This is a genomic window from Micromonospora sp. CPM1 (genome assembly GCF_023896895.1).
Lineage (GTDB): Bacteria > Actinomycetota > Actinomycetes > Mycobacteriales > Micromonosporaceae > Micromonospora > Micromonospora tulbaghiae.
This window is the reverse complement of sequence record NZ_JAMHIU010000007.1, coordinates 97,415-123,522: the sequence shown is the minus strand read 5'-3', so window position 1 is coordinate 123,522 and position 26,108 is coordinate 97,415. Positions and strand designations below refer to the sequence as shown.

25 protein-coding genes, 3 tRNA genes and 1 pseudogene are annotated in these 26,108 nt (G+C 74.5%); 21 read left to right on the top strand and 8 right to left on the bottom strand.

The window, feature by feature from the left end; all coding sequences use genetic code 11:
* Positions 1 to 136: 136 nt before the first annotated feature.
* The 8 genes from M8C11_RS10890 to M8C11_RS10855 all read left to right on the top strand — a co-directional run bounded on the left by M8C11_RS10890 (position 137) and on the right by M8C11_RS10855 (position 6,807).
* Entirely contained in the window at positions 137 to 1,186 is a 1,050-nt protein-coding gene (locus M8C11_RS10890) for a MoxR family ATPase (RefSeq protein WP_252449446.1), read from the top strand.
* Complete coding sequence (locus M8C11_RS10885; RefSeq protein ID WP_252449445.1) at positions 1,183 to 2,199, top strand: DUF58 domain-containing protein; 1,017 nt, start codon at positions 1,183 to 1,185, stop codon at positions 2,197 to 2,199. The genes M8C11_RS10890 and M8C11_RS10885 overlap by 4 nt, the downstream gene beginning before the upstream one ends.
* Complete coding sequence (locus M8C11_RS10880) at positions 2,196 to 3,155, top strand: VWA domain-containing protein (RefSeq protein WP_013284520.1); 960 nt, start codon at positions 2,196 to 2,198, stop codon at positions 3,153 to 3,155. Before M8C11_RS10885 ends, M8C11_RS10880 begins: the two co-directional genes overlap by 4 nt.
* 39 nt (positions 3,156 to 3,194) lie before the next feature.
* On the top strand, positions 3,195 to 4,055 hold the full coding sequence (locus tag M8C11_RS10875) for a S1C family serine protease (protein WP_120571224.1): 861 nt from the start codon (positions 3,195 to 3,197) through the stop codon (positions 4,053 to 4,055).
* 152 nt (positions 4,056 to 4,207) lie between these two features.
* Positions 4,208 to 4,504: a hypothetical protein gene (locus tag M8C11_RS10870; RefSeq protein WP_013284522.1), complete on the top strand. Its 297-nt coding sequence runs from the start codon at positions 4,208 to 4,210 to the stop codon at positions 4,502 to 4,504.
* A 9-nt stretch (positions 4,505 to 4,513) separates the two neighbouring features.
* Positions 4,514 to 4,939, top strand: coding sequence for an alternative ribosome rescue aminoacyl-tRNA hydrolase ArfB (arfB, locus tag M8C11_RS10865; protein ID WP_120571223.1), 426 nt, complete (start codon positions 4,514 to 4,516; stop codon positions 4,937 to 4,939).
* A 49-nt stretch (positions 4,940 to 4,988) separates the two neighbouring features.
* Complete coding sequence (locus M8C11_RS10860; RefSeq protein ID WP_252449444.1) at positions 4,989 to 5,561, top strand: GNAT family N-acetyltransferase; 573 nt, start codon at positions 4,989 to 4,991, stop codon at positions 5,559 to 5,561.
* Between the two features lie 88 nt (positions 5,562 to 5,649).
* Positions 5,650 to 6,807, top strand: a complete 1,158-nt coding sequence (locus M8C11_RS10855; RefSeq protein ID WP_252449443.1) for a cellulose binding domain-containing protein — start codon at positions 5,650 to 5,652, stop codon at positions 6,805 to 6,807.
* A gap of 24 nt (positions 6,808 to 6,831) precedes the next feature.
* Here the strand turns inward: M8C11_RS10855 and M8C11_RS10850 are convergent, their stop codons facing one another.
* Together M8C11_RS10850 and M8C11_RS10845 are read right to left on the bottom strand one after the other, a co-directional pair.
* Positions 6,832 to 7,716, bottom strand: coding sequence for a 3-methyladenine DNA glycosylase (locus M8C11_RS10850; RefSeq protein WP_252449442.1), 885 nt, complete (start codon positions 7,714 to 7,716; stop codon positions 6,832 to 6,834).
* Between the two features lie 34 nt (positions 7,717 to 7,750).
* Complete coding sequence (locus tag M8C11_RS10845) at positions 7,751 to 9,235, bottom strand: hypothetical protein (protein WP_252449441.1); 1,485 nt, start codon at positions 9,233 to 9,235, stop codon at positions 7,751 to 7,753.
* A gap of 216 nt (positions 9,236 to 9,451) precedes the next feature.
* Here M8C11_RS10845 and M8C11_RS10840 point away from each other — a divergent pair, with 216 nt between their 5' ends.
* The 4 genes from M8C11_RS10840 to M8C11_RS10825 all read left to right on the top strand — a co-directional run bounded on the left by M8C11_RS10840 (position 9,452) and on the right by M8C11_RS10825 (position 10,807).
* Positions 9,452 to 10,255, top strand: coding sequence for a fumarylacetoacetate hydrolase family protein (locus M8C11_RS10840; protein ID WP_120571218.1), 804 nt, complete (start codon positions 9,452 to 9,454; stop codon positions 10,253 to 10,255).
* Between the two features lie 106 nt (positions 10,256 to 10,361).
* A tRNA-Gln gene (locus M8C11_RS10835) sits at positions 10,362 to 10,433 on the top strand.
* Positions 10,434 to 10,509: 76 nt separating this feature from the next.
* Positions 10,510 to 10,582 (top strand) — tRNA-Glu (locus tag M8C11_RS10830).
* 152 nt (positions 10,583 to 10,734) lie between these two features.
* Positions 10,735 to 10,807 (top strand) — tRNA-Glu (locus M8C11_RS10825).
* Positions 10,808 to 11,001: 194 nt separating this feature from the next.
* On the opposite strand, the gene M8C11_RS10820 is transcribed toward M8C11_RS10825, so the two are convergent.
* The gene (locus M8C11_RS10820; RefSeq protein ID WP_013284529.1) at positions 11,002 to 11,688 is read right to left on the bottom strand and encodes an IclR family transcriptional regulator; all 687 of its coding nucleotides are present in this window, start codon (positions 11,686 to 11,688) and stop codon (positions 11,002 to 11,004) included.
* A gap of 49 nt (positions 11,689 to 11,737) precedes the next feature.
* Between M8C11_RS10820 and leuC the strand changes: the two genes are divergently transcribed.
* The 4 genes from leuC (at position 11,738) to M8C11_RS10800 (ending at position 16,672) form a co-directional block, all read left to right on the top strand.
* The gene (gene leuC / locus M8C11_RS10815; RefSeq protein ID WP_120571217.1) at positions 11,738 to 13,180 is read left to right on the top strand and encodes a 3-isopropylmalate dehydratase large subunit; all 1,443 of its coding nucleotides are present in this window, start codon (positions 11,738 to 11,740) and stop codon (positions 13,178 to 13,180) included.
* A gap of 16 nt (positions 13,181 to 13,196) precedes the next feature.
* Positions 13,197 to 13,784, top strand: a complete 588-nt coding sequence (leuD, locus tag M8C11_RS10810; RefSeq protein ID WP_120571216.1) for a 3-isopropylmalate dehydratase small subunit — start codon at positions 13,197 to 13,199, stop codon at positions 13,782 to 13,784.
* A 159-nt stretch (positions 13,785 to 13,943) separates the two neighbouring features.
* Positions 13,944 to 14,549 (top strand): HU family DNA-binding protein, encoded by a 606-nt coding sequence (locus tag M8C11_RS10805; RefSeq protein WP_091419419.1) that lies wholly within the window; start codon positions 13,944 to 13,946, stop codon positions 14,547 to 14,549.
* A 134-nt stretch (positions 14,550 to 14,683) separates the two neighbouring features.
* Positions 14,684 to 16,672: an endonuclease/exonuclease/phosphatase family protein gene (locus M8C11_RS10800; RefSeq protein WP_252449440.1), complete on the top strand. Its 1,989-nt coding sequence runs from the start codon at positions 14,684 to 14,686 to the stop codon at positions 16,670 to 16,672.
* Between the two features lie 28 nt (positions 16,673 to 16,700).
* Here the strand turns inward: M8C11_RS10800 and M8C11_RS10795 are convergent, their stop codons facing one another.
* The 4 genes and pseudogenes from M8C11_RS10795 to cofC form a co-directional block, all read right to left on the bottom strand.
* Positions 16,701 to 17,618: an NUDIX hydrolase gene (locus M8C11_RS10795; protein ID WP_252449439.1), complete on the bottom strand. Its 918-nt coding sequence runs from the start codon at positions 17,616 to 17,618 to the stop codon at positions 16,701 to 16,703.
* 6 nt (positions 17,619 to 17,624) lie between these two features.
* Positions 17,625 to 19,931, bottom strand: coding sequence for an RNA degradosome polyphosphate kinase (locus tag M8C11_RS10790; protein WP_374667784.1), 2,307 nt, complete (start codon positions 19,929 to 19,931; stop codon positions 17,625 to 17,627).
* A 54-nt stretch (positions 19,932 to 19,985) separates the two neighbouring features.
* Positions 19,986 to 20,183 (bottom strand): cold-shock protein, encoded by a 198-nt coding sequence (locus tag M8C11_RS10785; protein WP_043330566.1) that lies wholly within the window; start codon positions 20,181 to 20,183, stop codon positions 19,986 to 19,988.
* Positions 20,184 to 20,207: 24 nt separating this feature from the next.
* Positions 20,208 to 20,831: pseudogene (gene cofC, locus M8C11_RS10780) on the bottom strand (2-phospho-L-lactate guanylyltransferase); the annotation flags it as partial.
* A 95-nt stretch (positions 20,832 to 20,926) separates the two neighbouring features.
* Here cofC and M8C11_RS10775 point away from each other — a divergent pair.
* From M8C11_RS10775 to M8C11_RS10755, 5 genes are all read left to right on the top strand, one after another.
* Entirely contained in the window at positions 20,927 to 21,652 is a 726-nt protein-coding gene (locus M8C11_RS10775; protein WP_013474338.1) for a 1-acyl-sn-glycerol-3-phosphate acyltransferase, read from the top strand.
* The gene (locus tag M8C11_RS10770) at positions 21,649 to 22,656 is read left to right on the top strand and encodes an NAD(P)H-dependent glycerol-3-phosphate dehydrogenase (RefSeq protein ID WP_120571211.1); all 1,008 of its coding nucleotides are present in this window, start codon (positions 21,649 to 21,651) and stop codon (positions 22,654 to 22,656) included. Before M8C11_RS10775 ends, M8C11_RS10770 begins: the two co-directional genes overlap by 4 nt.
* Before the next feature lie 11 nt (positions 22,657 to 22,667).
* A complete protein-coding gene (locus tag M8C11_RS10765; RefSeq protein ID WP_252449438.1) occupies positions 22,668 to 23,786 on the top strand; it encodes a cystathionine gamma-lyase in 1,119 nt (372 codons plus the stop codon).
* A gap of 172 nt (positions 23,787 to 23,958) precedes the next feature.
* Positions 23,959 to 24,750 carry a putative protein N(5)-glutamine methyltransferase gene (locus M8C11_RS10760; RefSeq protein WP_135243721.1) on the top strand — a complete coding sequence of 264 codons (792 nt, stop codon included), beginning with the start codon at positions 23,959 to 23,961 and terminating at the stop codon, positions 24,748 to 24,750.
* 85 nt (positions 24,751 to 24,835) lie between these two features.
* On the top strand, positions 24,836 to 25,885 hold the full coding sequence (locus M8C11_RS10755) for an ROK family protein (protein ID WP_252449437.1): 1,050 nt from the start codon (positions 24,836 to 24,838) through the stop codon (positions 25,883 to 25,885).
* Between the two features lie 22 nt (positions 25,886 to 25,907).
* On the opposite strand, the gene M8C11_RS10750 is transcribed toward M8C11_RS10755, so the two are convergent.
* Positions 25,908 to 26,108 (bottom strand): DUF397 domain-containing protein, encoded by a 201-nt coding sequence (locus M8C11_RS10750; RefSeq protein ID WP_120571209.1) that lies wholly within the window; start codon positions 26,106 to 26,108, stop codon positions 25,908 to 25,910.

The following is a 26,108-nucleotide window of genomic DNA, read 5'->3' as shown; positions in this document are numbered from 1 at the left end:
CCGGTCCGGCCGGTGCCGCGCCGCTTCGCGCCGTTCCCGCCCGGCTGGGGAGATGCTGCCGGTCCGGCCCACAGACCACCGCCCAGGGGCCGATAATCCGACGTTTGTCGCCGGTCCGGCACGGGAAGCAAGCACCGTGACGGACATCTCGGACACCCCGGCCAGCGTGCTCAGCCCGGTCGACGCCGACGCGAGCGGCGTCGAGCTGGAACAGACCCTCGTCGAGGTCAAACGCGTGATCGTCGGGCAGGATCGGCTCGTCGACCGCCTGCTCACCGCCCTGATCGCGGACGGGCACTGCCTGCTGGAGGGCGTACCGGGGGTGGCCAAGACGCTGGCGGCGCAGACGCTCGCCACAGTGGTCGGTGGCACGTTCTCCCGGATCCAGTTCACCCCCGACCTGGTTCCCTCCGACATCGTCGGCACCCGCATCTACCGCGCCTCCACCGAACAGTTCGACGTGGAGCTGGGGCCGATCATGGCGAACCTGGTGCTCGCCGACGAGATCAACCGGGCCCCGGCCAAGGTGCAGTCGGCGCTGCTCGAGGCGATGGCCGAGCGGCAGGTCTCCATCGCCGGCCGGAGCTGGCCGGTGCCGGACCCGTTCCTGGTCCTGGCCACCCAGAACCCGATCGAGTCCGAGGGCGTCTACCAGCTCCCCGAGGCGCAACGCGACCGCTTCCTGATGAAGGTCGTGGTCGACTACCCGAGCGACGCCGACGAGCTGGCCATCCTCTACCGGATGAGCACCGAGCGGCCTACCGCGCGTACCGTGCTCGACCCGAACCGGCTGCGCGATCTCCAGCGCCGCGCCACCGACGTCTTCGTCCACCACGCGCTCGCCGAGTACGTGGTCCGCCTCATCCTCGCCACCCGCGACCCGGGGCGCTTCGGCCTGCCCGACGTCGCGCCCCTGCTGGCGTACGGGGCCAGCCCCCGGGCCACGCTCGGCCTGGTGGCCGCCGCCCGCGCGCAGGCGCTCATCCACGGCCGGGACTACGTGCTCCCCGAGGACATCCGGGAACTGGCGGTGGACGTGCTGGCGCACCGGCTCGTGCTCTCCTTCGACGCGATCGCCGACGGGATCTCCGGCGAGGACGTGGTGCGCCGCGTGATCGAGGCGGTGCCGCCGCCCCGGCTGGTCAACGGGCCCACGGAGACGGTGAACGACCTGGCGGCGGCATGACCGGCGCAGCCGAACCCGGGCTCGCCGATCTCGCCCCGGACCAGCGGCTGCGCCGGCTGGAGCTGACGGTGACCCGGCGGCTCGACGGCCTGCTGCACGGCCGGTACCGCGGCCTGCTGCCCGGACCCGGCAGCGAGGCGGCCGGCAGCCGGGAGTACCGCCCCGGCGAGGACGAGGTACGCCGGATGGACTGGGCGGTCACCGCCCGGACCACGGTGCCGCACGTCCGCGAGGTCGACGCGGACCGGGAACTGACCACCTGGCTGCTCGTCGACGCCAGCCCCAGCATGGAGTACGGCACGTCCACGCTGGACAAACGGGAGCTGGCGGTGGCGGCCGTGGCGGCGGTCGGCTTCCTCACCGCCGGAGTCGGCAACCGGCTCGGCGCCCAGGTGCTCACGCCGGACGGGCTGCGCCGGTTCCCGGCCCGCAGCGGGCGTACCCATCTGCTCGGGCTGCTCCGCGCGCTGCTCGGCGCCCCGCGTACCGGCGGCCTGCCGGACTCCGGCGGCGCGGGCGCGGCCGGCGCGCGCCCTCGGGACGCGGTGCCGGGCCTGGTCGACGGGCTGGACGGCCTCCAGCGCGTCGCCACCCGGCGCGGGCTCGTGGTGATCGTCTCCGACTTCCTCGACGAACTGCCCGACGACCCGGACACCGCGCCGCCGCCGTGGGCCGCGGCGCTGCGCCGCCTGGCGGTACGGCACCAGGTGCTCGCGGTCGAGGTGACCGACCCGCGCGAGCTGGAACTGCCCGACGTCGGGCTGATCACGCTCGTCGACCCGGAGAGCGGCCGGCACCGCGAGGTGTGGACCGGCGACCCGGGCCTGCGCGAGCGGTACGCGCGCGCCGCCGCCGAGCAGCGCGACCAGGTACGCCGCACGCTGCGCCGGGCCGGCGCGACCCACCTGGCGCTGCGCACCGACCGGGACTGGTGCGCGGACGTCGTCCGGTACGTGCACGAGCAGCGCCGGCTGGCCATGGTGCCGGCCGCCGCCCGCGGAGGTGTCGCATGACCTGGCAGTCACCCGCCCGCCTCTGGCTGCTGCTCGCCGTCGTCGCGCTGGTCGCCGGCTATCTGGTGCTGCAACGGCGGCAGAGCAGGTACGCGGTGCGCTTCACCAACCTGCGCCTGCTCGACCGGGTCGCCCCGCGGCGTCCGGCCTGGCGGCGGCACGTCCCGGCGGGCCTGTTCCTCGCCATGCTCGCGCTGCTGGTGGTCGGGTTCGCCCGGCCCGAGGCGGAGGTGCGGGTGCCCCGGGAACGGGCCACTGTGATGGTCGCGGTGGACGTCTCCACCTCGATGCTCGCCGGTGACGTGGACCCGGACCGGTTGACAGCGGCCAAGGAGGCGGGCCGGCGGTTCGTCGACGGGCTGCCGGACGAGTTCAACGTCGGCCTCGTCGCGTTCGCCGGCAGCGCGGCGGTGCTGGTGCCGCCGAGCACCGACCGGGAGGCGCTGCACGACGGCATCGGGCGGCTGGCCGAGGGCATCACCGGCGTGCAGGGCACCGCCATCGGCGAGGCGATCAGCACCTCGCTCGGCGCGGTCAAGAGCCTGGACGCGACCGCCGCCAAGGACCCGCCGCCGGCCCGGATCATCATCCTCTCCGACGGCGCGAACACCTCCGGCATGGACCCGATGGAGGCCGCCGACCAGGCGGTCGCCGCGAAGGTGCCGGTGCACACCATCTCCTTCGGCACGCCCGGCGGCTCGGTCGACCGCGGCGGCCGGGCGATCCAGGTGCCGGTGGACGGCCAGACGCTGCGGGCGGTCGCCGAGCAGACCGGCGGCGGCTTCCACGAGGCGTCCACCACCGCCGAGCTGAAGGACGTCTACGAGGACATCGGCACCTCGGTCGGCTATCGCACCGAGCGGCAGGACATCTCGGCCCGCTTCATCGGCCTCGGGCTGGTCCTGGCGATGGGCGCCGCGGCCGGCTCGCTGCGGTGGTTCTCCCGGCTGCCCTGACCCGCACACCACGACGGCACGACATGTGAGGAGCCAGGCATGGCAGTGCAGACCGGACTCGGCGAGCCACGCGGACCGTGGTTCGTCTCGCCGGAGCTGGACCCGGACGGGCGCGGCCACCGGGACGTACCCGGGGGTGGGCCGGAGGCCGGGCGGCGCAGCATGCGGCACCGGCTGCTGAGTGTGGCGGCGGTGGTGGCGCTGTCCACCGTCTCCGGCGCGGCGGCCGGCACCTGGGCGGCCGACCGGGGCGCGCCGGGACCGACGGCGGCCTCCGCCGCGCCGGTGCCGGCGGAGCTGGTGACCGCCGCCGGCAAGACGGTGCCCGGGGTGGTGTCGGTGATGGTCGGGGGCCGTTCCGGCGCGTCCGCGTCCGGCTCCGGGTTCGCCATCGACAACGAGCAGCACATCGTCACCAACGACCACATCCTGGCCCGGGGCGGTGCCGGCGCGGTGACGGTGGAGACCTCGGACGGGCGGCGTTTCCCGGCCGAGGTGGTGGGCCGGGAACCGGCCAGCGACCTGGCCGTGCTGAAGGTGCCCGCGTCGGCCGGGTTGCCGCCCTTGCCGCTGGCCAAGGCGAACTCGACCAGGGTGGGGGAGCCGGTGCTCGCCGTCGGGTCGCCGCTCGGGCTCGCCGGGACGGTCACCGCGGGCATCGTCAGCGCGCTCAACCGGCAGGTACGCATCGGCAACGGCCGGCACACGGCGGTGCAGACCGACGCCTCCATCAACCCGGGCAACTCCGGTGGGCCACTGGTGAACGCGCGCGGTGAGGTGGTGGGCGTGAACACCGCGATCGCCACCATCGACGGCAACGGGTCGATCGGCATCGGCTTCGCCATCCCGATCGACCAGGTCCAGCAGACCGCCGACACCATCATCGGCCGGGGCGGCTGAGTCGCCGGCGCGGCCACCCGCGCGGGGTTGCTCCGGCGCCCCGCGCGGCGCTGACCTGCACAAGCGTCGCAAGATCGGTGCGAAGTGTCGGATATCCGGCGTGGGATCATTGGGGCATAGAAATATTACGCTGAGTATGGATACTGGCGGAGGTGGAGCAAGCTGTCATTGCGGCCCTCCTCGTGGTGGGCCTGATCATCGGCGCCGGTGTCGGCGCCTCCTACGCGCGTGCGAAACGCGGCTGGACGGACTACCAGACGATCCGGACCAGCGTCCCCGGCGCCCGGCGCAACGCCTGGCTCGCGATCCGGGGCGTGGTCGTCAAGCTCGCGGTGATCGCCCTGCTGCTCGTCGGCGCGGCCGCGTACGCGGCGTCCGGCGGCGGCGAGGAACGGGCCGGTCCCACGCCGAGCGCCACCCCCACCCCGAGCCACCGCGCCGGGCGCTAGCCTCGGGGAGTGGACGACGGACTGCGGGTCACCGATCGGCTCGTGGTGCCCGCCGCCGAGCTGCGCGAGCGGTTCTCCCGCTCCTCCGGCCCGGGTGGGCAAGGAGTGAACACCACCGACTCCCGGGTGGAGCTGAGCTTCGACCTGGGCGGTTCGCCGAGCGTGCCGGAGGCGCTGCGGGAACGCGCGCTGGCCCGGCTCGCCGGCCGCCTGGTCGGCGGCGTGCTCACCGTCACCGCCAGCGAGCACCGCGCCCAGCTGGCCAACCGGGAGGCGGCCCGCGAGCGGATGGCCGCGCTGCTGCGCGAGGCCGTCGCCCCGCCGCCGAAGGCGCGCCGCCCGACCCGCCCCTCCCGTGGCGCGAAGGAGCGCCGTCTGGCCGAGAAGAAGCGCCAGTCCCAGCGCAAACGCGACCGCCGGGTGGACGGCGACTGACCGAAAATCCGTTGAGCCGCCACACGCGCCGCGCGGAGAATTCCGCCACGTGATCGACTTCTCCGTCAAGCCCACGCTCACCGGCGAGCTCGTCGTGCTGCGCCCGTTCCACGACGACGACCTGCCGGCGCTCGCCGAGATCCTGGCCGACCCGGAGGTGGCCCGGCTGACCGGCAGCCCGGCCGGTGAGACGTTCGAGCCGTCCCGCCTGCGCGCCTGGTACGGCACCCGCAACAGCCAGGACGACCGGCTCGACCTCGCGGTGGTGGACCGGGCCGGCGGCGCCTGCGTCGGTGAGGTGGTCCTCAACGAATGGGACCGGACCAACGCGAGCTGCAACTTCCGCACGCTCATCGGCCCCGGCGGCCGCGACCGCGGCCTCGGCACCGAGGCGGTCCGGCTCATCGTCGGGTACGGCTTCGAGCAGCTCGGCCTGCACCGCATCGGCCTGGAGGTGTTCGCGTTCAACCCGCGTGCCCGGCGCGCCTACGAGAAGGTGGGCTTCGTCGCCGAGGGGACGCTGCGGCAGGTGCTGCGCGACGGCGACGACTGGGTGGACGCCACAGTCATGTCGATCCTCGCCCCGGAGTGGAACCGGCATCGGGGGCACCCGGAGGCTTGAGCCGGAGGCGTCGAAGCGCTTCAATGCGTACGAGGAGCTTCAGGGCCGTCACCGACCACCACGTCACAGTGACAGGAGTCCCTTCCGCATGTCCCGAAACCCGCTGCGCGCCGCGCTGACCGCGCTCGCCGCGCTGCTACCGGTCCTCGCCCTCGGCCTCACCCTCACCACCACCACGCCCCCGGCCGCCGCGGCGGCCACCCCGGTCCGCGTCATGCCGCTCGGCGACTCCATCACCGGCTCGCCCGGCTGCTGGCGAGCACTGCTCTGGAACCGCCTCCAGTCCACCGGCCACACCGACGTCGACTTCGTCGGCACGCTCGGGCCGCAGGGCTGCGGTGTGCCGTACGACGGCGACAACGAGGGGCACGGCGGCTACCTCGCGACGAACGTGGCGAACCAGAACCTGCTGCCCGGCTGGCTCGCCGCCACCCGGCCGGACGTCGTGCTCATGCACTTCGGCACCAACGACGTGTGGAGCAACATCGCGCCCGCCACCATCCTGGCCGCGTACTCGAAGCTGGTGGACCAGATGCGGGCCGCCAACCCGGCCACGACCGTGCTGGTCGCGAAGATCATCCCGATGAACCCGGCGAGCTGCCCCGAGTGCGGCTCGCGGACGGTGGCGCTCAACGCGCTCGTCGACGGCTGGGCGGCCGGGAAGACCACAGCCGCCTCCCCGATCGTGGTGGTCGACCAGTGGACCGGGTTCAGCACCGCCACCGACACGTACGACGGTGTGCACCCGAACGCCGCCGGGGACCAGAAGATGTCCGACCGGTGGTACCCGGCGCTGGTCGCCGCGCTGGACCGGACCACGCCCGGCCCGACCACGTCCCCGACCGCCAGCCCCACCTCGTCGCCCACCGTCAGCCCCTCACCGACGACCAGCCCGTCACCGACGACCAGTCCGTCGCCCACCGGCGGCCCGACGGCGGCGCCCGGCGGCTGCACCGCCACCTGGCGCCTCGCCGGTCAGTGGCCGGGCGGCTTCCAGGGCGAGGTGACCGTCCGCAACGACGGCACCGCCCCGATCGGCGGCTGGACCGTGCGCTTCCCGCTCGCCGCCGGACAGCGGATCAGCCAGGCGTGGAGCGCGGACGTGACACAGAGCGGAACCACTGTGACCGCCCGGAACGCGAGCTGGAACGGCGCCCTGGCCCCGGCCGCCCAGACCACGTTCGGGTTCCTGGCCGACGGTGCGGTCCCGAACCCGTCGCCGGCAGTGACCTGCGCCCCGAACTGATCCCCGCGCCGGCCGGCCCCGCGCTCAGCGGCGGTCGGCCGGCACGGCCCGGTCGAGCGCGGCCAGCAGCCGGGCCCGCAACCCGGCGGCCCGCTCGGCGAACCCGCGCTGGGCGGCGGCGTACTCGGCCCGGCCCTCCGGCGTCTCCACCCGCACCGGCGGGTAGCCCAGGTCGGCCAGGTCGTACGGACTGGCTCGCATGTCCAGCGCCCGGATCTCCCGGGCCAGCGCGAAACAGTCCGCCACCAGCTCCGACGGCACCAGTGGCGACAGCTTGTACGCCCACTTGTACAGATCCATGTTGGCGTGCAAGCAGCCCGGCTGCTCCAGCGCGTGCTGACCCTCCCGGGTCGGCTGGAGCACGTTGAGCGGCCGGGCCGGCGCGGTGAAGAAGCGGAACGCGTCGAAGTGGCTGCACCGCACGCCGCGCTCCTCGACCACCGCCGCCGTCGCCGCCGGGCTCAACCGCAACGGCCAGGCGTTGTGCCGTACCTGCTCCTGCGTCTGCCGGTAGACCATCGCCCACTCGTGCATGCCGAAACAGCCGAACTGCGCCGGGCGCCCGGCGGTCGCCGCGAGCAGCGTACGGATCCAGGCGATCGACTCGGCGCGCCGCGCGCGTACCCGATCGGTGTCGAGAGTGAGCCCGGCGGCGGCCGCTGTGTAGTCCGGACCGAAACCGGCCGGGTCGGCGTCGCGCAGCACCACGCCGGCACCCGGGTGCCAGCGGCGCAACTGCGCCGGGCGGTGCGAGTAGTACGTGAACAGGAAGTCCTCGACCGGGTGCTTCACCCCGGTGCGGCGGCGGGTCAGGTGCGGCGTCAGCCAGGCGTCCACCCGCGCCTCGTGGGCGTGCCGGCGCGCCTGCCAGTCGGCCAGGTCGAGCGCGGGGGCGAGGGCGGCGGTCACGCACCCCAGGGTACGACCGCCGCCCGTGCCCGGATCACGCCACGTCCACCCGCACGCCCGCGGAGAAGACGCCGCTGCGCAACTCCAGCCGCTTCGGCGGCTCGTCGCCGCGCATGGTGAACACCAGCGGCAGCAGCACCCGCCGCCCGGCGGCCACCGGCTGGGAGAAGACGTCCCGGCCCAGGTTCGCCACCCGGGTCGCGTCCTCGTCGGCCGCCACCCAGTTGCCGCTCGGCAGGTACGCCCGCTGCAACTGCCCGTGCCAGGTCTGGTCCTCGTTGGTGAGGTTGCGCACCCCGACCGTGGCCAGGCACGGCCGGCCCCCGCCGGACGCCGGTGGCAGGACGTCGGCGCCGCAGCTCACCCGGTAGACGGTGAACTCGAACGCGGTCTCGCGCAGCGGCTGGCCCAGCGCGCCGGTGACGCTGCTGCCCACCCACGCGCCGCTCGTCGGCTGCTTGGTGGTGTCCATCGCGGCCACCCGCTGCGTGGCCGACCAGGCCGCCGCGCCGACCACACCGGCGAGCACCGCCGCCGCCACGCCGACCACGAGCCAGACCGGCGGCCGGCGACGACGGCTCGCGGGCGACGGCGCTGCCGTACGCGGATAGACGGTGCCCCGCTCGGCCGGCCCGCTGTGGCCCGGCATGCCGTTGCCCGGTCCGCCCTGGCCGGGGCCGCCCTGGCCGGGTCCGGCTCCGCCCGGCATGCCCAGGCCGGGCACGCCGCCTTCGGGGGCGCCGGTGTGCATGGCGCCGCCTCCGGGCGTACCGGTGGGCGTCGTGGCGCTCCGCGCGGCCGTGCGCCGGCGGCGGCGCCACACCGCCCACCACACCACACCGGCGGTGACCACCAGCAGCGCGGTGAACGCGGCGAGCAGCACCGGCGGTCGCCGCCAGGCCGGGGCGGCGGTGACCTGCGCCGCCGGGGCCGTCGCGGCACCCACCCAGGTAGCCGTGGCGCAGTCGAACGGGCGGGTGCCGTCCGTGCCGTACACGCAGGTGGGAGCGGTCACCGAGCGGCCCGGACCGGGGACCGACAGCGCGGTGTGCAGCGTGGTGGTGCTCTTCGCCGGCAGCCGCAGCCGCCAGGTCACCTCACCGGCGCTCATCCCCGCGGGCCGGCTGGCCCGGCCACCGCCGGTCACCGTGGTGGCCCGCGACCCGTTCGGCAACTCCTGCCGGACCATCGTGTCGACGGGTGCCGAGCCGGCGTTGCGGACCTCGATCCGGTAGCCCGGCGCCGGAGTGCCCGACGCACCCACCGCCACGCTCACCGGGGGCATAGACGGCCGGACCGGGGCCGGGCCGGTGGTCGGCACCGCCGGGGGCACCGCCGGCACGCCGGTCGGGATCGGGGTGGCCGCGGCACCGGGGAAGACCGCCGGTGCCGGAGCCGGATGGGCGGGGGCGGCGGCCGCGCCCGGCGTCGCCGGGGACAGCGCCGGTACGGCGGCGATGACGCCGAGGCAGTTCACGAACACTGCCAGGGCCCTGTGGTGTCGTCTCGATGCAGGCATACCAACGAACCTCCGGACCCGAAGCTATGGTCCGGGGCCCGCCGGGCGGGTACGAAGCCGCCATTCCCGCCCCGTCCGGCGCGATCACGCGTACCCTGTGCGGCTCCCGCCGGTCCGGTGCCGCCGGCGGCCCGCGAGGGTGTGGTGCGCGACCGCCGGGGCGTGCCGCCTGCCGGTGTCCGCCGGGCGGCCCCCGGGCGGGGATAGATTGGCCGGGTGCGTATCGCTCGTTTCGCTCATGCCAAGGGAATGTCGTTCGGGGTCGTCGAGGGCGAGCCGGAGGCCGGGCCGCAGGGCCTGACCATCGCCGAGATCGAAGGCCACCCGTTCGGGCAGATCCAGTTCTCCGGCGCCCGCTGGGCGCTCTCCGACGTCCGGCTGCTGTCGCCGATCCTGCCCAGCAAGGTGGTGTGTGTCGGCCGTAACTACGCCGAGCACGCCGCCGAGCACGGCAGCGAGGTGCCGAAGGAGCCGCTGCTCTTCCTCAAGCCGTCCACCTCGGTGATCGGCCCGCGCGACGCCATCCGGCTGCCGATCTTCTCCAAGCAGGTCGAGCACGAGGCGGAACTCGCCGTGGTGATCGGCGCCCCGGGCGCCCGCCGGGCCGACCGGGCCGCCGCCGAGCGGGCCATCTTCGGCTACACCTGCGCCAACGACGTCACCGCGCGGGACCTCCAGCGCTCCGACGGGCAGTGGACCCGCGCCAAGGGCTTCGACTCGTTCTGCCCGATCGGGCCGTGGATCACCACCGGGCTCGACGTCAGCGACCTGGAGATCCGGTGTGAGGTGGGTCGCAACCCGGAGGAGATGGAGGTACGCCAGCTCGGCCGGACGAAGGACATGGTGTTCGACGTTGCCGGCCTGGTGTCGTACATCTCGCACGTGATGACGCTGCTGCCCGGCGACGTGGTGCTGACCGGCACGCCGGCGGGGGTTAGCCCGCTCACCGAGGGGGATACGGTCACCGTGCGGATCCAGGGGATCGGGGAGCTGAGCAACCCGGTGGTCCCTGTCGCCTGATCGCTCCGATGCCTCGTTTCCGCTGGTCAGGTGGGTTTCGAGGGGTTGGATTTGGCCTGTCGGCACCGGGAGGGTAAAGTTCATTCCCGGCGCCGCAAGGGGCCAATGGGGTATGGGGTAATTGGCAGCCCGACTGATTCTGGTTCAGTTAGTCTAGGTTCGAGTCCTGGTACCCCAGCGCAGCCGAGGGTTCGCGAGAACCCTCGGACGCTGGAATCCGGCAGCTCACGCTGGCGGAGTGCAATGAAGGTTCTGGCCCCGTCGTCTAGCGGCCCAGGACGCCGCCCTCTCAAGGCGGTAGCGCCGGTTCGAATCCGGTCGGGGCTACAGCACCGACAGCCCGTCCCGTTCTCCGGGGCGGGCTTTCTGCTGTCCGGCCCACGCGCGCAGGGGCTGACCCCCCTCGGTGGTGCCGCACGGGATGCCGCTAGACTACTGCCACACCGCCCGGCAGGGTGGTGAAGCACGAAAAAGTGCCTGGCCCCGTCGTCTAGCGGCCCAGGACGCCGCCCTCTCAAGGCGGTAGCGCCGGTTCGAATCCGGTCGGGGCTACATCCACGAACGGCCCGTCTCGCTCCGCGAGGCGGGCCGTTCCGCATCCCCGCCCCCCTGCCCGGCCCCGCGCCCCCGCCCTCGCCCCGTTGATCATGAAGTTAGCGGCAGTCGGAGAGATCAAAAATGCCGCCAACTTCATGATCAACGGGGGCGGGTGGGGCCGGTGGGTGGGGTGAGTGGGCGTCGGTGGGTTAGAGGCCGGAGAGGCGCTGGCCGGCTCGGACCACGGCCATGGCGTGGCGTTCGCCAGGGCGGCGGCCGAGGCGCTCGATCGGGCCGGAGATGCTGATCGCGGCGATCACCCGCCCGGTGCGGTCGCGGATCGGGGCCGAGACGCTCGCCACACCCGCCTCCCGCTCGGCGACGCTCTGCGCCCAGCCGCGCCGCCGCACCTCGGCCAGCGTGCGGCCGGTGAACTTGGAGCGGGGGAGCAGCGGCATGACCGCCTCCGGCGGCTCCCAGGCGAGCAGGATCTGCGCCGCCGAACCGGCGGTCATCGGCAGCACCGAGCCGACCGGGACGGTGTCCCGCAGGCCGCTGGCACGCTCGGCGGCGGCCACGCAGATCCGCTCGTCGGCGCGGCGCAAATAGAGCTGGGCGCTTTCGCCGGTGGCGTCCCGTAGCGCGGCGAGCAGCGGCTCGGCGGCGGTCAGGAGCACGTCCGGGGCCGCGTTGGCCAGCTCGCCCAGGCGTGGACCCGGGCGCCAGCGCCCCTGGGTGTCCCGGACGAGCATCCGGTGGATCTCCAGCGCCTGTGCCAGCCGGTGCGCGGTGGCCCGGGGCAGCTTGGTGCGTTCAACGAGTTCGGCCAGGCTGGCGCCGTCGACACAGGCGGCCAGGATGACCACCGCCTTGTCGAGAACGCCGACACCGCTCATACTGTGTCCCACAAGCCGAAATTTACCTCCCAGAATTTAGGATGTCCAGATGGTGGGAGTCACTCAACCGAGGACCCTGGCCGAGAAGGTCTGGGACGCACACGTGGTCCGCTCCGCCGCCGGCGAGCCGGACCTGCTCTTCATCGACCTGCACCTGCTGCACGAGGTGACCAGCCCGCAGGCGTTCGACGGGCTGCGTCTGGCCGGGCGCGGGGTCCGCCGTACCGACCTGACGATCGCGACCGAGGACCACAACACCCCGACCGGGTACGACGACCCGGCGTTCCGTTCCCGGCGCGGCGACCTGCTCACGATCGCGGACCCCACCTCCCGCACCCAGATCGAGACGCTGCGTCGCAACTGCGCCGAGTTCGGCGTCCGCCTGCACCCGCTGGGCGACGAGAACCAGGGCATCGTGCACGTCATCGGCCCGCAGCTCGGCCTCACCCAGCCCGGCATGACGATCGTGTGCGGCGACTCGCACACCGCCACCCACGGCGCGTTCGGGGCGCTGGCGTTCGGCATCGGCACCAGTGAGGTCGAACACGTCCTGGCCACGCAGACGCTGCCGCAGGCACGCCCGAAGACCATGGCCGTGAACGTCGTCGGCGAGCTGGCGCCCGGCGTCACCGCCAAGGACCTGGTGCTCGCGCTGATCGCGCAGGTCGGCACCGGCGGTGGACGCGGTCACATCGTCGAGTACCGGGGCGAGGCGATCCGCGACCTCTCGATGGAGGGGCGGATGACGATCGCCAACATGTCCATCGAGTGGGGCGCCAAGGCCGGCATGATCGCGCCGGACGAGACCACGTTCGCGTACCTGAAGGGGCGGCCCAACGCGCCCCAGGGCGACGACTGGGACGCGGCGCTGGAGTACTGGCGGACGCTGCCCACCGACGAGGGCGCGACCTTCGACACCGAGGTGACGCTGGACGCGAGCCGGATCACGCCGTTCGTCACCTGGGGCACCAACCCCGGGCAGGGCGTGCCGCTGGGCGCCACGGTGCCGGACCCGGAGGAGTTCGTCACCGAACCGGAGCGGGTCGCCGCCCGCCGGGCGCTGGAGTACATGGACCTCACCCCGGGCACCCCGCTGCGCGACCTCGCGGTGGACGTGGTGTTCGTCGGCTCGTGCACCAACGGCCGCCTGGAGGACCTGCGGGCCGCCGCCGAGGTGCTGCGCGGGCGGCGGGTCGCCGACGGCGTACGCATGCTCGTGGTCCCCGGCTCCGCCGCGGTCCGCGAGGCGGCCGAGATCGAGGGGCTGGACAAGGTCTTCACCGACGCCGGCGCCGAGTGGCGCTTCGCCGGCTGCTCCATGTGCCTGGGCATGAACCCGGACACGCTGAAGCCGGGCGAGCGTTCCGCCTCGACCTCCAACCGCAACTTCGAGGGCCGCCAGGGCCGGGGCGGGCGTACCCACCTGGTGTCCCCGCCGGTCGCCGCCGCCACCGCCGTGGTCGGCCGGCTGGCCGCCCCCGCCGACCTGTAAGAAGGGCAGCCGACAGATGGACAAGTTCACCACCCACACCGGCACGGCCGTGCCGCTGCGCCGATCCAACGTGGACACCGACCAGATCATCCCCGCCGTGTACCTCAAGCGGGTGACCCGGACCGGATTCGCCGATGGTCTGTTCAACGCGTGGCGGGAGGACCCGTCATTCGTCCTCAACGATCCCGTCCATTCGGGTGCGTCGATTCTGATCGCCGGCCCCGAGTTCGGCACCGGATCCTCCCGGGAGCACGCCGTGTGGGCGCTGCGGGACTGGGGCTTCCGGGCCGTCATCTCGCCTCGCTTCGGTGACATCTTCCGCGGCAACGCGCTCAAGGAAGGTCTCCTTCCGGTCGAGCTGGAATTGAAAGCCGTGGAAGAACTGTGGGATCTCGTGGAATCCGAGCCGACCACGCCGATCACTGTCGACCTCGCCGCCCGCCAGGTCCACGCCGGTGACGCCACCTGGGCGTTCCCGCTGGACGACCACAGCCGTTGGCGGCTGATGGAGGGCTTGGACGACATTGGACTCACCCTCCGCCACGAGGCCGAGATCAGCGCGTACGAGGCCGACCGGCCGGCGTTCCTGCCCTCGATCGCCTGACTTCCAGCGCTATTCGCCCCCACCGGTGCATCCGGTGGGGGCGAATCCGTTGCGACACAAGGGCTTTTTTCCACCGAATGTTTGTGTCCAGGCAGCACAGGGCATACCGTGCGCGCAGAATGGCTCGCGTCGAGTCAGTTGCACAATCGGGAGGAAGTCGTGAACAAGGCCGAGCTCATCGAGGCGCTCGCCGTTCGCCTGGGGGACCGGAAGACGGCGACGGCCGCGCTCGACGCGGTTCTCGCTGAGGTCCAGGCGGCGGTCACCAAGGGCGAGAAGGTGGCGATCACCGGTTTCGGAGCGTTCGAGAAGCGCGTCCGGGGAGCCCGAACAGCGCGCAATCCGCGGACCGGCGAGGCGGTGAAGGTCAAGAAGACCTCCGTCCCGACGTTCCGGGCGGGCGCGGGCTTCAAGGAGATGGTGGCCAGCGGCAAGGTGCCGAAGGACACCGCCGCCGCGAAGAAGACCACCGGCGCCGCGAAGAAGACCACCGCGGCGAAGACCACCGGCGCCGCGAAGAAGACCACGGCGGCGAAGGCCACCAAGACCACCGCGACCAAGAAGGCCGCGCCGGCGAAGAAGGCCGCCGCGACCAAGACCACGGCGGCGAAGAAGACGACCGCGGCGAAGTCCACCGCGGCGAAGAAGACCACCACCGCCAAGAAGACGACCGCGGCGAAGTCCGCCACGGCCAAGAAGACCACGGCGGCGAAGAAGGCGCCCGCGAAGAAGGCGCCGGCCAAGAAGGCCGCCACCCGGCGCTGACCGGACGGCCCACGAAAGGGCGCCCACCGTTCGCGGTGGGCGCCCTTTCGCATGGGTACGCGTTGACCGCCCGCCGCCGCGCCCCGCAGAATCGCCGTGCCGAAAACCCCCGTCGGTCACGAGAAGAGGCGCCCGTGCGGCACCGTCACCTCTCCACCCTGGCGCTCGCGCTGGGCATCGCGATTCTGCTGGACGTGCTGCGGGTCTGGCTGCCGTCGATCATCACCCTGTTCGGCCAGGCCGCCGAGACGCCGGCCGAACTGCTCGGCGCGTTCGCGCTCGGCTGGTTCCTGCTCGCCCTCGCCGCGCCCATGCTCGTACGCCGGATGGGTGCCGGCCCGGTCGGACTCGTCGCCGCGGGCGTGCTGGCGGTGGCCCGGCTGGCGCTGACCGCGCAACCCGGCGGCCCGGCCCAGCTCTGGCTGGCCTGCGCCGGGCTGCTCGCGGGCCTGGTCTGGCTCGCCGCGATCGCCGCGTCGGTTCCAAGACCTGTCGCCGGGCTGGCGCTCGGCCTGGCCGGGAACGCGGTCGGGCACGCCCTGCTCGGCACCGAGGACCTGGTGTGGCGCGGCGGCGTGCTCGCCTGGGGCCTGAGCGCCCTGCTGGTAGCGGCGTTCCTGGCCGCGGCGGTGGCACGGCGGGAGCGGACGGCCGCTCCGGTACGCGGCGACGCGGCGCGGCCGGCCGTCCCGGCGGCGGATGCGGCGGACGGCGACGGCGGGCGGCGCGTGCCCACCCCGGGCCGGCGGGCCTGGTCGCTGTGCGGGCCGGCGCTGTTGCTGGCCGGTCAGGTGGCGCTCGCCCCGGCGATCTGGAGCGCCGCCGCCGGCACCGGGTCGCCGGATTTCCCCGGTCTCGCCCGCCCGGCCGGCGGATCGCTGTGGGGCGTGCTCGCGGTGCTGCTGTTCCTCGCGGCGGCACTGTTCCGGGCACCGGCGCGCGTGGCCCGGGTGCTGTGGCCGCTGGCGCTGCTCGCCGGGTCGGTGCTGTTCGTGACCGGGCGTCTCGTCCCGGCGTACCTGCTCACCGCCGCCGGTCTGGGCGGCTGCCTGGCGCTCACCGACACGCCCGCCGACGACGCGGCCGGGAACGGTGACGACGGGCGGGCGGGGGCGCGGCGGGGACGGGCGGCGGTGCTCGGGATGCTGGTGTTCGCGGTGGCCACGGTGGCCTACTACGCCGCCTACGACGTGGGGTACCCCAACGGCTGGGCTCCGGTCGCCGCGGCCGTCCTGGTGGCTCTGGTGGCGGCTACCGCGCCTGTCCGCCCCGCCATGACGTCGCCCGCCCCGATGTCGCACGGCGCGGCAGTGCCCGGCCCGGTGCTGCCCGCCACGGTCCGGATCGCGGCCCTGGCGGGGCTCACCGCGCTGGCCGGGCTCGCCGCCGCGCTGCACGTGCCGCCCACACCGGCCCGGGCCACCACCGCACCGGCGGCGGTACGCGTGGCCGCGTACAACATCCGGATGGGGTTCGGCCTGGACGGCCGGCTGGACCTGGACGCGCTGGCCCGGGAGTTGCGCGACGCGGACGTCGTGCTGCTCAGCGAGGTGGATCGGGGCTGGTGGCTCAACGGCGGCCACGACACGCTGGCGTTGCTGGCCGGGCGCCTCGGGATGCCGTACGTCTTCGCGCCCGCCGCCGACCCGGTCTGGGGTGACGCGGTGCTCAGCCGCTTCCCGATGCGCTCCGGGCAGACCCGGCGGCTGACCGCGCACGGCGCGCCGACCGGGGCGCAGGCCCTCGGCGTCACGCTCGAGGTCGGCGGCCGGGAGTTGGCGGTGGTGGCCACGCACCTGCAACCGCCGCCCGGCCGGGATCCGGTCGAGCAGGCGGGCGAGGTGGCCGCGTTCGCCGGCCGGTACGCGAACGGCCGTCCACTGGTGCTCGGCGGCGACCTGAACACCGAACCGGACGACCCGGCGTTCGCCGAGTTCACCCGCGCGGGCCTGGTGGACGCGCTGGCTGCGGCCCGGCCGCTGCGGACCAGCCCGGCCGACGATCCGCGCACCCAGATCGACCACGTCTTCGTGTCGCCGGGCCTGACCGCCGGCGAGGTACGCGCGCCGCGAACCGAGGCCAGCGACCATCTCCCGGTGACGCTCACCGTCACGCTGCCCTGAGCGGCCGCCGCAACGACCGCGGCCGGCCTCACAACCGGTCGGGAAGGACCAACCGGTCACCGGCGAACGGCAGCAGCCACCCGCCGCCCTTGGCGGTGGTGAAGTCCTCGTCCACGCGGCCGGTGAGCCGTTCCAGCGCGCCCGGGATCACCTTGCCCTGGCTGCACACCGCTACCGTCCCGACGGCCTGCGCCAGCGCGGTCACCCGGGCCGCGGCGGCGAGCGCGCACTCCTCGATCTGCTGGCCCGGCACCGGCTCGTCGAAGTCGCCGCAGACCTCGATCGGCAGGTCCAACCGGGCCGCCGCCGGGTCGAGCGTCTGCACGCAGCGCCGGGCCGAGGCGGAGAACAGGCGGGCCGGGCGGACCAGCGCCACCAGCGGGACCAGCAGACGTGCCTGCGCCCACCCCTGCTCGTCCAGCGGGCGGCCGTGGTCGGGGCCGGTCCAGGTGCCGCGCTTGCCGGCGTGCGCGTGCCGGACCAGCAGCACCGTCGCGGTGACCGGCGGCAGCGCCGCGAACGCGGCGATCACCTCGGCGTCGTGCGGGTAGCTGACCCGGCGTACCGCGTCGTCGACCGGGAACCAGGCCACGTCGTCGACCTCGGTGCCGGGCTGGAAACCGCCGGTGCCGGCCGCCCGCATGGACCAGTAGTCGACCGCCTTGGCGAGACCCTCGCTGCGGTAGCGGACGGTGGGCAGGCGTACCTGCGGCACGGCGCGTACGTCGCTCTCCTCGGCCACCTCGCGGACGGCTGCCACGAGCGGGTGCTCACCGCGGTCCAGCTTGCCCTTCGGCAGCGACCAGTCGCCGTACCGGGGACGGTGCACCAGGCAGACCTCGACGCCGGCCGGACCCGGGCGCCACACCACGCCGCCCGCGGCCCGGATCCGCACCGGTTCGTCGTCGCTCACCCGCTCACCGTATGCCCGCCCGCCACGCGCCACGCCCGGTCAGTCCGCCCGGCCGCCGACCCGGCGCAGCAACAGATCCTGGAGGTGGGTCAGCGGCACGTCGCCGTCGGCGGTACGCCGGTGCCAGGTGCCGTCGGCGGCCAGCTCGAACGCGTCCACGTCGGGATCGAACGCGGCGGCGAGGACGTGGTCCAGTTCGGCCCGGGCCACCGGGTCGCTCACCTGCACCAGCGCCTCCACCCGGCGGTCCAGGTTGCGGTGCATCAGGTCGGCCGAGCCCATCCAGAACTCGGCGTCGCCGTTGTTGCCGAACCGGAAGATCCGCGAGTGTTCCAGGAACCGGCCGAGGATCGAGCGGACCCGGATGTTCTCCGACAGGCCCGGCACGCCCGGCCGCAGCGTGCACATGCCGCGGATCAGCAGGTCCACGTGCACGCCCGCCCGCGACGCCCGGTAGAGCGCGTCGGTGATCTCCTCGTCCACCAGGGAGTTCACCTTGAACTGCACGAGCCCCGGCATGCCCAGCCGGACGTGTTCGATCTCCCGGTCGATGCGCTCGATCAGGCCGCTGCGGATGCCCTGCGGCGCCACCAGCAGCCGCCGGTACGCGGTCTGCCGGCTGTAGCCGGTGAGCACGTTGAACAGGTCGGTCAGGTCGGCGCCGATCTCCGGGTCGGCGGTGAGCATGCCGAAGTCCTCGTAGAGCCGGGCGGTCTTCGGGTGGTAGTTGCCGGTGCCGATGTGGCAGTAGCGGCGGATCTGGTTGCCCTCCTGGCGTACCACCAGCGCGGTCTTGCAGTGCGTCTTGAGCCCCACCAGGCCGTACACCACGTGACAGCCGGCTCGTTCCAGCGTGCGCGCCCAGCCGATGTTCGCCACCTCGTCGAAGCGCGCCTTCAGCTCGACCAGCACCACCACCTGCTTGCCGGCGGCGGCCGCGTCGACGAGCGCGTCGACGATCGGGGAGTCGCCGCTGGTGCGGTAGAGCGTCTGCTTGATGGCGAGCACGTTCGGGTCGGCCGCCGCCTGCTCGACGAAGCGCTGCACGCTCGTCGCGAACGAGTGGTACGGGTGGTGCACCAGCACGTCGCCGTCGCGCAGGGTGGCGAAGACGCTGCGCGGCACCTCACCCTCGGCCAGGCGCGGATGGGTGGCCGGCACGAACGACGGGTCCTTGAGGTCGGGCCGGTCGGCCTCGCCGTAGACCTGCCAGAGCGCGGACAGGTCGAGCAGCCCGCGTACCCGCAGCACGTCGTGGCCGTCCATGTCCAGCTCGCGTTCCAGCAGCTCCAGCATGTGGTCGGAGATGGAGGCGGCGACCTCCAGGCGTACCGGCGGGCCGAACCGGCGCCGGGCCAGCTCCCGTTCCAGCGCCTGGAGCAGGTCCTCGTCGCGGTCCTCGTCCACCTCCACCTCGGCGTTGCGGGTCACCCGGAACAGGTGGCACTCGACCACCTGCATGCCGGAGAACAGCTGGCCGAGGTGCACCGAGATGAGGTCCTCGACCGGCAGGAACCGCACGCCCGGCTGGTCGCGGTGGACCCGGACGAACCGGGGCACGTTGTTCGGCACCTTGACCCGCGCGAACAGCTCCGAGCCGCCGTCCGGGTCGCGTACCGACACGGCCAGGTTCAACGACCGGCCGGAGATGTACGGGAACGGGTGCGCCGGGTCGACCGCCAGCGGGGTGAGCACCGGGAAGATGTGCTCCCGGAACCAGGTGCGCAGCCGCTCCCGCTCGGCGTCGTCCAGATCGCTCCAGCGCAGTATGCGGATGTCCTCGGCGGCGAGCTTCGGCAGCACGTCGTCGACCAGGCAGGCGGCGTGCCGGGCGACCAGGCCGGCCGCCTTGGAGGTGACGAGGTCGAGCTGGGTGCGCAGCGGCAGCCGGTCACCGCCGCGTACCGGCAGGCCGGCGGAGAGCCGCCGCTTCAGCCCGGCGACCCGGACCATGTAGAACTCGTCCAGGTTGCTGGCGAAGATGGCCAGGAACTTGGCCCGTTCCAGCAGCGGGGTGCGCGGGTCCTCGGCGAGCGCCAGCACCCGGGCGTTGAAGTCGAGCCAGGACAGCTCCCGGTTGAGGAAGCGGTCCTCCGGCAGCGGCGGCACGGCCGACGGGGCGGCGTCCGCTGCGGTCTCGTCGGCCGGGCCGGGGCCCTCCACCGGGTCGAGCGGTTCGTCCAGCCCGGCCGCGTCGGCCGCGTCCGGATCGGCGCCGAGGCGCTCCTCCGGGGGGCGGGGCTGGCGGAACCGCCCGTCCGGGCCGCGGGTGGGGCGGCCGTTGCGGGGCGTGCCGGGGTCGAGGATCGGCGGCGGGCCGTCGGGTTGCTCGCGAGGGGTGCTCACCACCTCATGATTCCCCGATAAGGGTGAACGGAAAATGAACTCGGGCCAGGTTGTTCACGCCATCGTCGGCAAGGTCACCCGGACCACCTCGCCGTCGGCGTCCCGCTCGATCCGGACACGCTGCCCCAACCGGAGCAATCGCAGCCCGGAGGCGTCGAACGCGCGGGCCGGGAACGCCAGCTCGGTGCCGTCGTCGAGCAGCAGCACACCGCTGCGGGTCGACGCGTCGTAGGTCGCCACCGTCCCCTGCATGCCAGCACCGTACTCCACCGCCGTGGCGACCCGGGCCAGCAGCGCGGCCGTGCGCGGCCCCACGCCCAGCCCGGCGGCGTCGGCCAGGTCCGCCGGGGTGTCCACGTCCCGGCGCAGGCTGGGCCAGTCGCCGGCGAGCGGCAGCGCCCCGCTCGCCGCGTGCGCCGCGGCCGAGCCCGGCCCGAACCGCGGCGCCAGCGGCGTCCCGGCCGGCGCGGCGAGCAGCACGGTGCCTCCGCCCGGGGCATCAGCCACGAACCCGCGTACCCCCTGGGTGGCCCGCAGCGCGGCGGCCAGGTCGGCCGGTCGCAGCGCCGGCAGGTCGGCGGTCAGGCCGGCCACGGCGGCGCGCGGCCCGGCGACGGCCGCGCCGTGCCGAAACGCCGCGTTCAGCCCGCCGCCGGGGTCGCCGGCGACGCGGGCGCCCGCCGCGCCGGCCGCCGCGCTCACCCGCGGGTCGTCGGTGACCACGAGCACCCCGGCGACCGCCGGGCACGCCCGCACCGCGCGCAGCGTGTCGGCCGCCAGGGCGAGCGCCAGCTCCTCATGGGGTACGCCGGGCAGCGCGCCCCGCAGACGGCTCTTCGCCGCCGGAAGGCGCTTCACCGGCATCACCACGGTCCAGCGGGCCTCAGACACGCCGACCATCCTGCCAGCGAGGGCGGCGGTACCCGCACTGGCCGCAGCGGGGGCGAACAGGCATGATTCTGTGCCGGGGCGCGAGGGCGGATCGAGGAGGCACTGTGGCACGGCGGAGGCTGGGGGTCTGGCGACGGCTCGCCGTGGTGCTGGTCAAGCCGCTGATGACGGTCTGGACCCGGCGCACCTGGCGGGGCATGGAGCACCTGCGCGGCGACGGCGGCGTGATCCTCGTGCCGAACCACATCTCGCACGCCGACCCGCTCGTGGTCGCGCACTACATCTACGACGCCGGGCGCTGGCCGCGCTTCCTCGGCAAGGCCAGCGTGTTCCGGGTGCCGGTGGTCGGCTGGATCCTGCACCGGTGCCAGCAGATCCCGGTCGAGCGGGGCACAGTCGAGGCGGTCAAGTCGCTGGACAAGCTGGTCGCGGCGCTGGCCGAGGGCGGCGCGGTGGTGATCTACCCGGAGGGCACCACCACCCGCGAGCCGGACCTGTGGCCGATGAAGGGCAAGACCGGCGCGGCCCGCCTGGCGCTGGCCACCGGCGCCCCGGTGGTCCCGATCGCCATGGTCGGCCCGGAACGGATGTTCGACCCGCGTACGGCCCGGTTCGGGCTGCGCCCGCGTACCCCGGTGACGGTGATCGCCGGTCCGCCGGTGGACCTGAGCCGCTGGGCCGGCGCCACGCCGACCCGGCCGATCCTGGAGGAGATGACGGACACCATCATGCTGCGCATCCGGGATCTGGTCGCGGAGATCCGCGGCGGCACACCACCGCCGCTCTGGCAGCGGCCCGCCCGCACCGGCACCCGGGAGGTCACCGAATGAGCGGGCACGTCGCCGTGCTGGGCGCCGGTTCCTGGGGGACCGCGTTCGCCAAGATCCTCGCCGACGCCGGGCGGGACGTGACGGTCCTGGCCCGCCGGGCCGCCGTGGCCGAGGCGATCCGGACCGGGCGGCACAACCCGGAGTACCTGCCGGGCGTACGCCTGCCCGAGCGGGTGACCGCCACCGGTGACGCAGCCGAGGCGATCGAGGGGGCCGAGGTGGTGGTGCTCTCGGTGCCCTCGCAGACGCTGCGCGGCAACCTCGCCGACTGGACGCCGTACCTGGCGCCGGACGCCACGCTGGTGTCGCTGATGAAGGGCATCGAGCTGGGCACCACCAAGCGGATGAGCCAGGTGATCACGGAGACCGCCGGGGTGCCCGCCGACCGGGTGGTGGTCGTCTCCGGGCCCAACCTGGCCCCGGAGATCGCCGCCGAGCAGCCGGCCGCCACTGTCGTCGCGGGCACCGACAGCCGCCGCACCGCGCTGGTGCAGGCGTCCATCCGGACGCCGTACTTCCGCCCGTACACCAACGACGACGTGATCGGCTGCGAGCTGGGCGGCGCGGTGAAGAACGTGATCGCGCTGGCGTACGGCATCGCCACCGCGATGGGCTTCGGCGACAACACCCGGGCCATGCTGATGACCCGCGGCCTGGCCGAGACCGCCCGGCTGGGCGTGGCGCTCGGCGCCGACCCGATCACGTTCGCCGGGCTGGCCGGCATGGGTGACCTGGTCGCCTCCTGCTCGTCGCCGATGGCCCGCAACCGCACCTTCGGCGAGCACCTGGGCCGGGGGGAGACGCTGGAACAGGCCCAGGCGGCCACCCGGCAGACAGCCGAGGGCGTCAAGAGCTGCCTGGCCATCCGCGACCTGGCCCGGGCGCACGGGGTGGAGATGCCGATCACCGAGCAGATCGAGCGGATCTGCCACGAGGGGATGGATCCGCGCCTGGCGGTGGACGCGCTGATGAGCCGCACCGCCAAGCCCGAGTCGTACGAGTGAGCGGAGCCGGGATGACCGACGAGCACTGGGGTGACGGCACGCGCAGCGTGCACGCCGGCCTGCCGGACGCGGTACCCGGGCAGCCGTTCCTGCCCGGCCCGGTCTTCGCCGCGCCGTACCACCTGGACCCGGAGCGCGGCCCGTCGGCGGCGGTGGACGGGTACGGACGGCCCGACAACCCCACCCGGCGGCTGCTGGAGACCGCGATCGGCGAGCTGGAGGGCGGCGACTGCCGGGTCTTCGCCAGCGGCCAGGCCGCCATCACCGGGCTGCTGCTGACCGTGCTGCGCCCCGGCGACACCGTGCTGCTGCCCGCCGACGGCTACTACTCGGTGCGCGCGTTCGCCTCGGACACGCTGGAACAGCTCGGCGTACGCGTGGTGCTCGTGCCGACGGCCGGGCCGTACCCCTCGTTCGAGGGTGTCCGGCTGGTGCTGCTGGAGACCCCGGCGAACCCCGGCCTGGACGTCGCCGACGTCCGGGCGGTGGCCGCCGCCGCGCACGCCGCCGGTGCGCTGGTGGCGGTGGACAACACCACCGCGACGCCGCTCGGGCAGCGTCCGCTGGACCTCGGGGCGGACGTGGTGGTCGCCTCCGGCACCAAGGCGCTGACCGGCCACTCGGACCTGCTGCTGGGCTACCTGGCCACCCGGGACGCCGGGCTGCGGGACGCGGCGACCACCTGGCGCAACGCCACCGGCGGGGTGCCGGGCGCGTTCGACTGCTGGCTGGCCCACCGCTCGCTGGCCACGCTCGACCTGCGGCTGGCCCGGCAGACCGCGAACGCGCGGGCGCTGGCCGACCTGCTCGCGGGCCGCCCGGACGTCACCGGCGTGCGCTGGCCCGGACGGCCGGACGACCCGGCGTACCCGGTCGCGTCGGCCCAGATGCGGCGCGTACCGGGTGTGCTCTCGTTCGACCTGGGCGACGAGCGCCGGGTGGCCCGGTTCCTCGGCGCCGCCCGGCTGGTGGCCGCGGCCACCTCGTTCGGCGGCCTGCACACCACAGCCGACCGGCGGGCCCAGTGGGGTGACGACACGTCGGCGGGTTTCGTGCGGTTCTCCTGCGGCGTCGAGGACACCGCCGACCTGCTCGCCGACGTGTCGGCGGCGCTCGACGCGGCGGGCTGACGGCGTGTCGGCCGCTGGGCTATCGTGACGGTCGGCCACGGCCCGTGCGGCCCCGACCCGAGGAGGTGAGTCCGATCCACCAGCAGAGGACCGGCGCTCCCTCCGAGTCCGCGTCGCTTCGGGGCTGAGGCGACGCCGGGGGCGCCGACGAGCGCTTCCCGAAAGGCTTGCCATGGCATCCACCGTGTTCACCCCCGACCGTCCCGCCCTCGTCCGGCGGCTGCGCTCCGCCGGTTGCGTCTTCGCCGAGGACGAGGCGGAACTGCTGATCGCCGCCGCCGACTCGGCGCAGTCGCTGACCCGGCTGGTCGACCGTCGCGTCGCCGGCCTGCCGCTGGAGCACCTGCTCGGCTGGGCCGAGTTCTGCGGCCGGCGGATCGCCGTACACCCGGGGGTCTTCGTGCCGCGCGGCCGGACCGCGCTGCTCGTTGACGCGGCGACGGCGCTGGCCGGGCCGGCACCGGCGGTGCTCGACCTGTGCTGCGGCTCCGGCGCCGCCGCCGTGGTGCTGCACGAACGGCTGGCGCCCCGCTGGCTGGCCGCCGCCGACATCGACCCCGTGGCGGTGGCCTGCGCCCGGCGCAACCTCGAACCGCTCGGCGTCCCGGTCTACCAGGGCGACCTGTTCGACGCGCTGCCGGCCGGGCGGCGCGGAGAGCTGGACCTGGTGGTGGCGAACGCGCCGTACGTGCCGAGCGGTGCGGTGGCCTCGTTGCCGGCCGAGGCGCGTCTCTACGAGGCGCCGGTGGCGCTGGACGGCGGCACGGACGGCCTGTCCGTGCTGCGCCGGGTCGCCTCCGGCGCGGCCGAGTGGCTCGCGCCGGGCGGGCACGTCGTGGTCGAGGCGAGCGCCGCGCAGGCCCCGGAACTGTGCGCCGTGTTCACCGCCGCCGGGCTGGACCCGGCCGTGGTACGCGACGAGGAGCGGGAGGCCACGGCGGTCACCGCCCGTCGTCCCGGCTGACCGCGCCGGGGAGTCCGCGCCGGGGCGTGGCGGGTGGGCCGGGCGGGAACTAGCCTCGGGTCAGGCGCGGCGGGAGGCGGTGGCGGTGGGCGGCTCAGGTGTGCCGGTGGTGGTGGGACTGGACAACGGGGGCACGAGCGACAACGCCACGGTGCTGACCGTCGACGGCCGGTTCCTGGTGGACGGGCTGCTGGAGATCCCGAGCGAGGTCGGCGACGGCCCGGAGGCGGCGGTGGAGGCGCTGGCGCGGGCGTTCGACGGCGTCCTGGCCCACACCGGCGTGCCGCGTGACCTGGTCCGCGCGGTCGGGCTGGACACGCCCGGCCCGGCCAGCGCCACCGGCGTCATCTCGTCCCGCGGCTCGACGAACTTCTCCCAGCCCGCCTGGCGGGGCTTCGACGTGCGCACCGCGCTGGAGCGGCGGCTGGGCCTCCCGGTGGTCTACGCCAACGACGGCAACGCCGCCGCGCTCTACGCGCACCACGTGCACTTCGGCGCCGAGGCGATGGCCCGGTCGTCGGTGTCCGCGATCGTCGGCACCGGGCTCGGCGGGGGAGTGGTGGAGTCCGGCCGGGTGGTCGGCGGCGCGGCCGGCATGGCCGGCGAGTTCGGGCACGTGCACATCCCGCTGGACGGCCTGGTCGAGCCGGACCAGGCGGCGCCGGTCTGCGCCTGCGGCTTCACCGGGGACGCGGAGAGCGTCGCCTCGCTCACCGCGATCCGGCGCAACCTGCTGCCGTACTGGCTGGCCCGGCACCCGGAGCATCCGCTCGCGGCGGAGGAGCCGGACCGGGCGGCGAAGCTGCTGCGCGGCTACGGCGAACGCGGCGACCCGCTGGCCCGCCTGGTGTTCACCCAGCAGGCCAAGGCGCTGGGGCGGCTGTTCACCATCGCGGCCAACTTCACCGACCCGCACGCGTACTTCGTCGGCGGGGGTGTGGTGGAGGCGGCGCCGGAGTTCCGGGACTGGTTCCTCGCCGCCGTCGCCGAGCACACGGTGCTCCGGGAGGAGCAGCGGGCGGTGGCCACCTTCGCGCTGGTGCCGGACCGGGACATGGCCGGGGCGCGCGGGGTGGCCATCGCGGCGCTGGAGGCGGTACGCGGCATCGTCACCGCCGCCGCCCCACTCGGCTGATCGCCGCCCGATGACGGGCCGCTCAGGCGTGCGGCGGTGCCGCGGTGAACGCGGCCCACGCCTGCGGCGGGAACACCAGCACCGGGCCGGCCGGGTCCTTGGAGTCGCGGACCGCCACCGCGCCGGGCAGCGGCGCCATCTCCACGCACGCGCCCTCGTCGCCACTGTGGCTGCTCTTGCGCCAGCGGGCCGGTGTGGGGTTCGCGCGGTTCGTGCCGTTCAT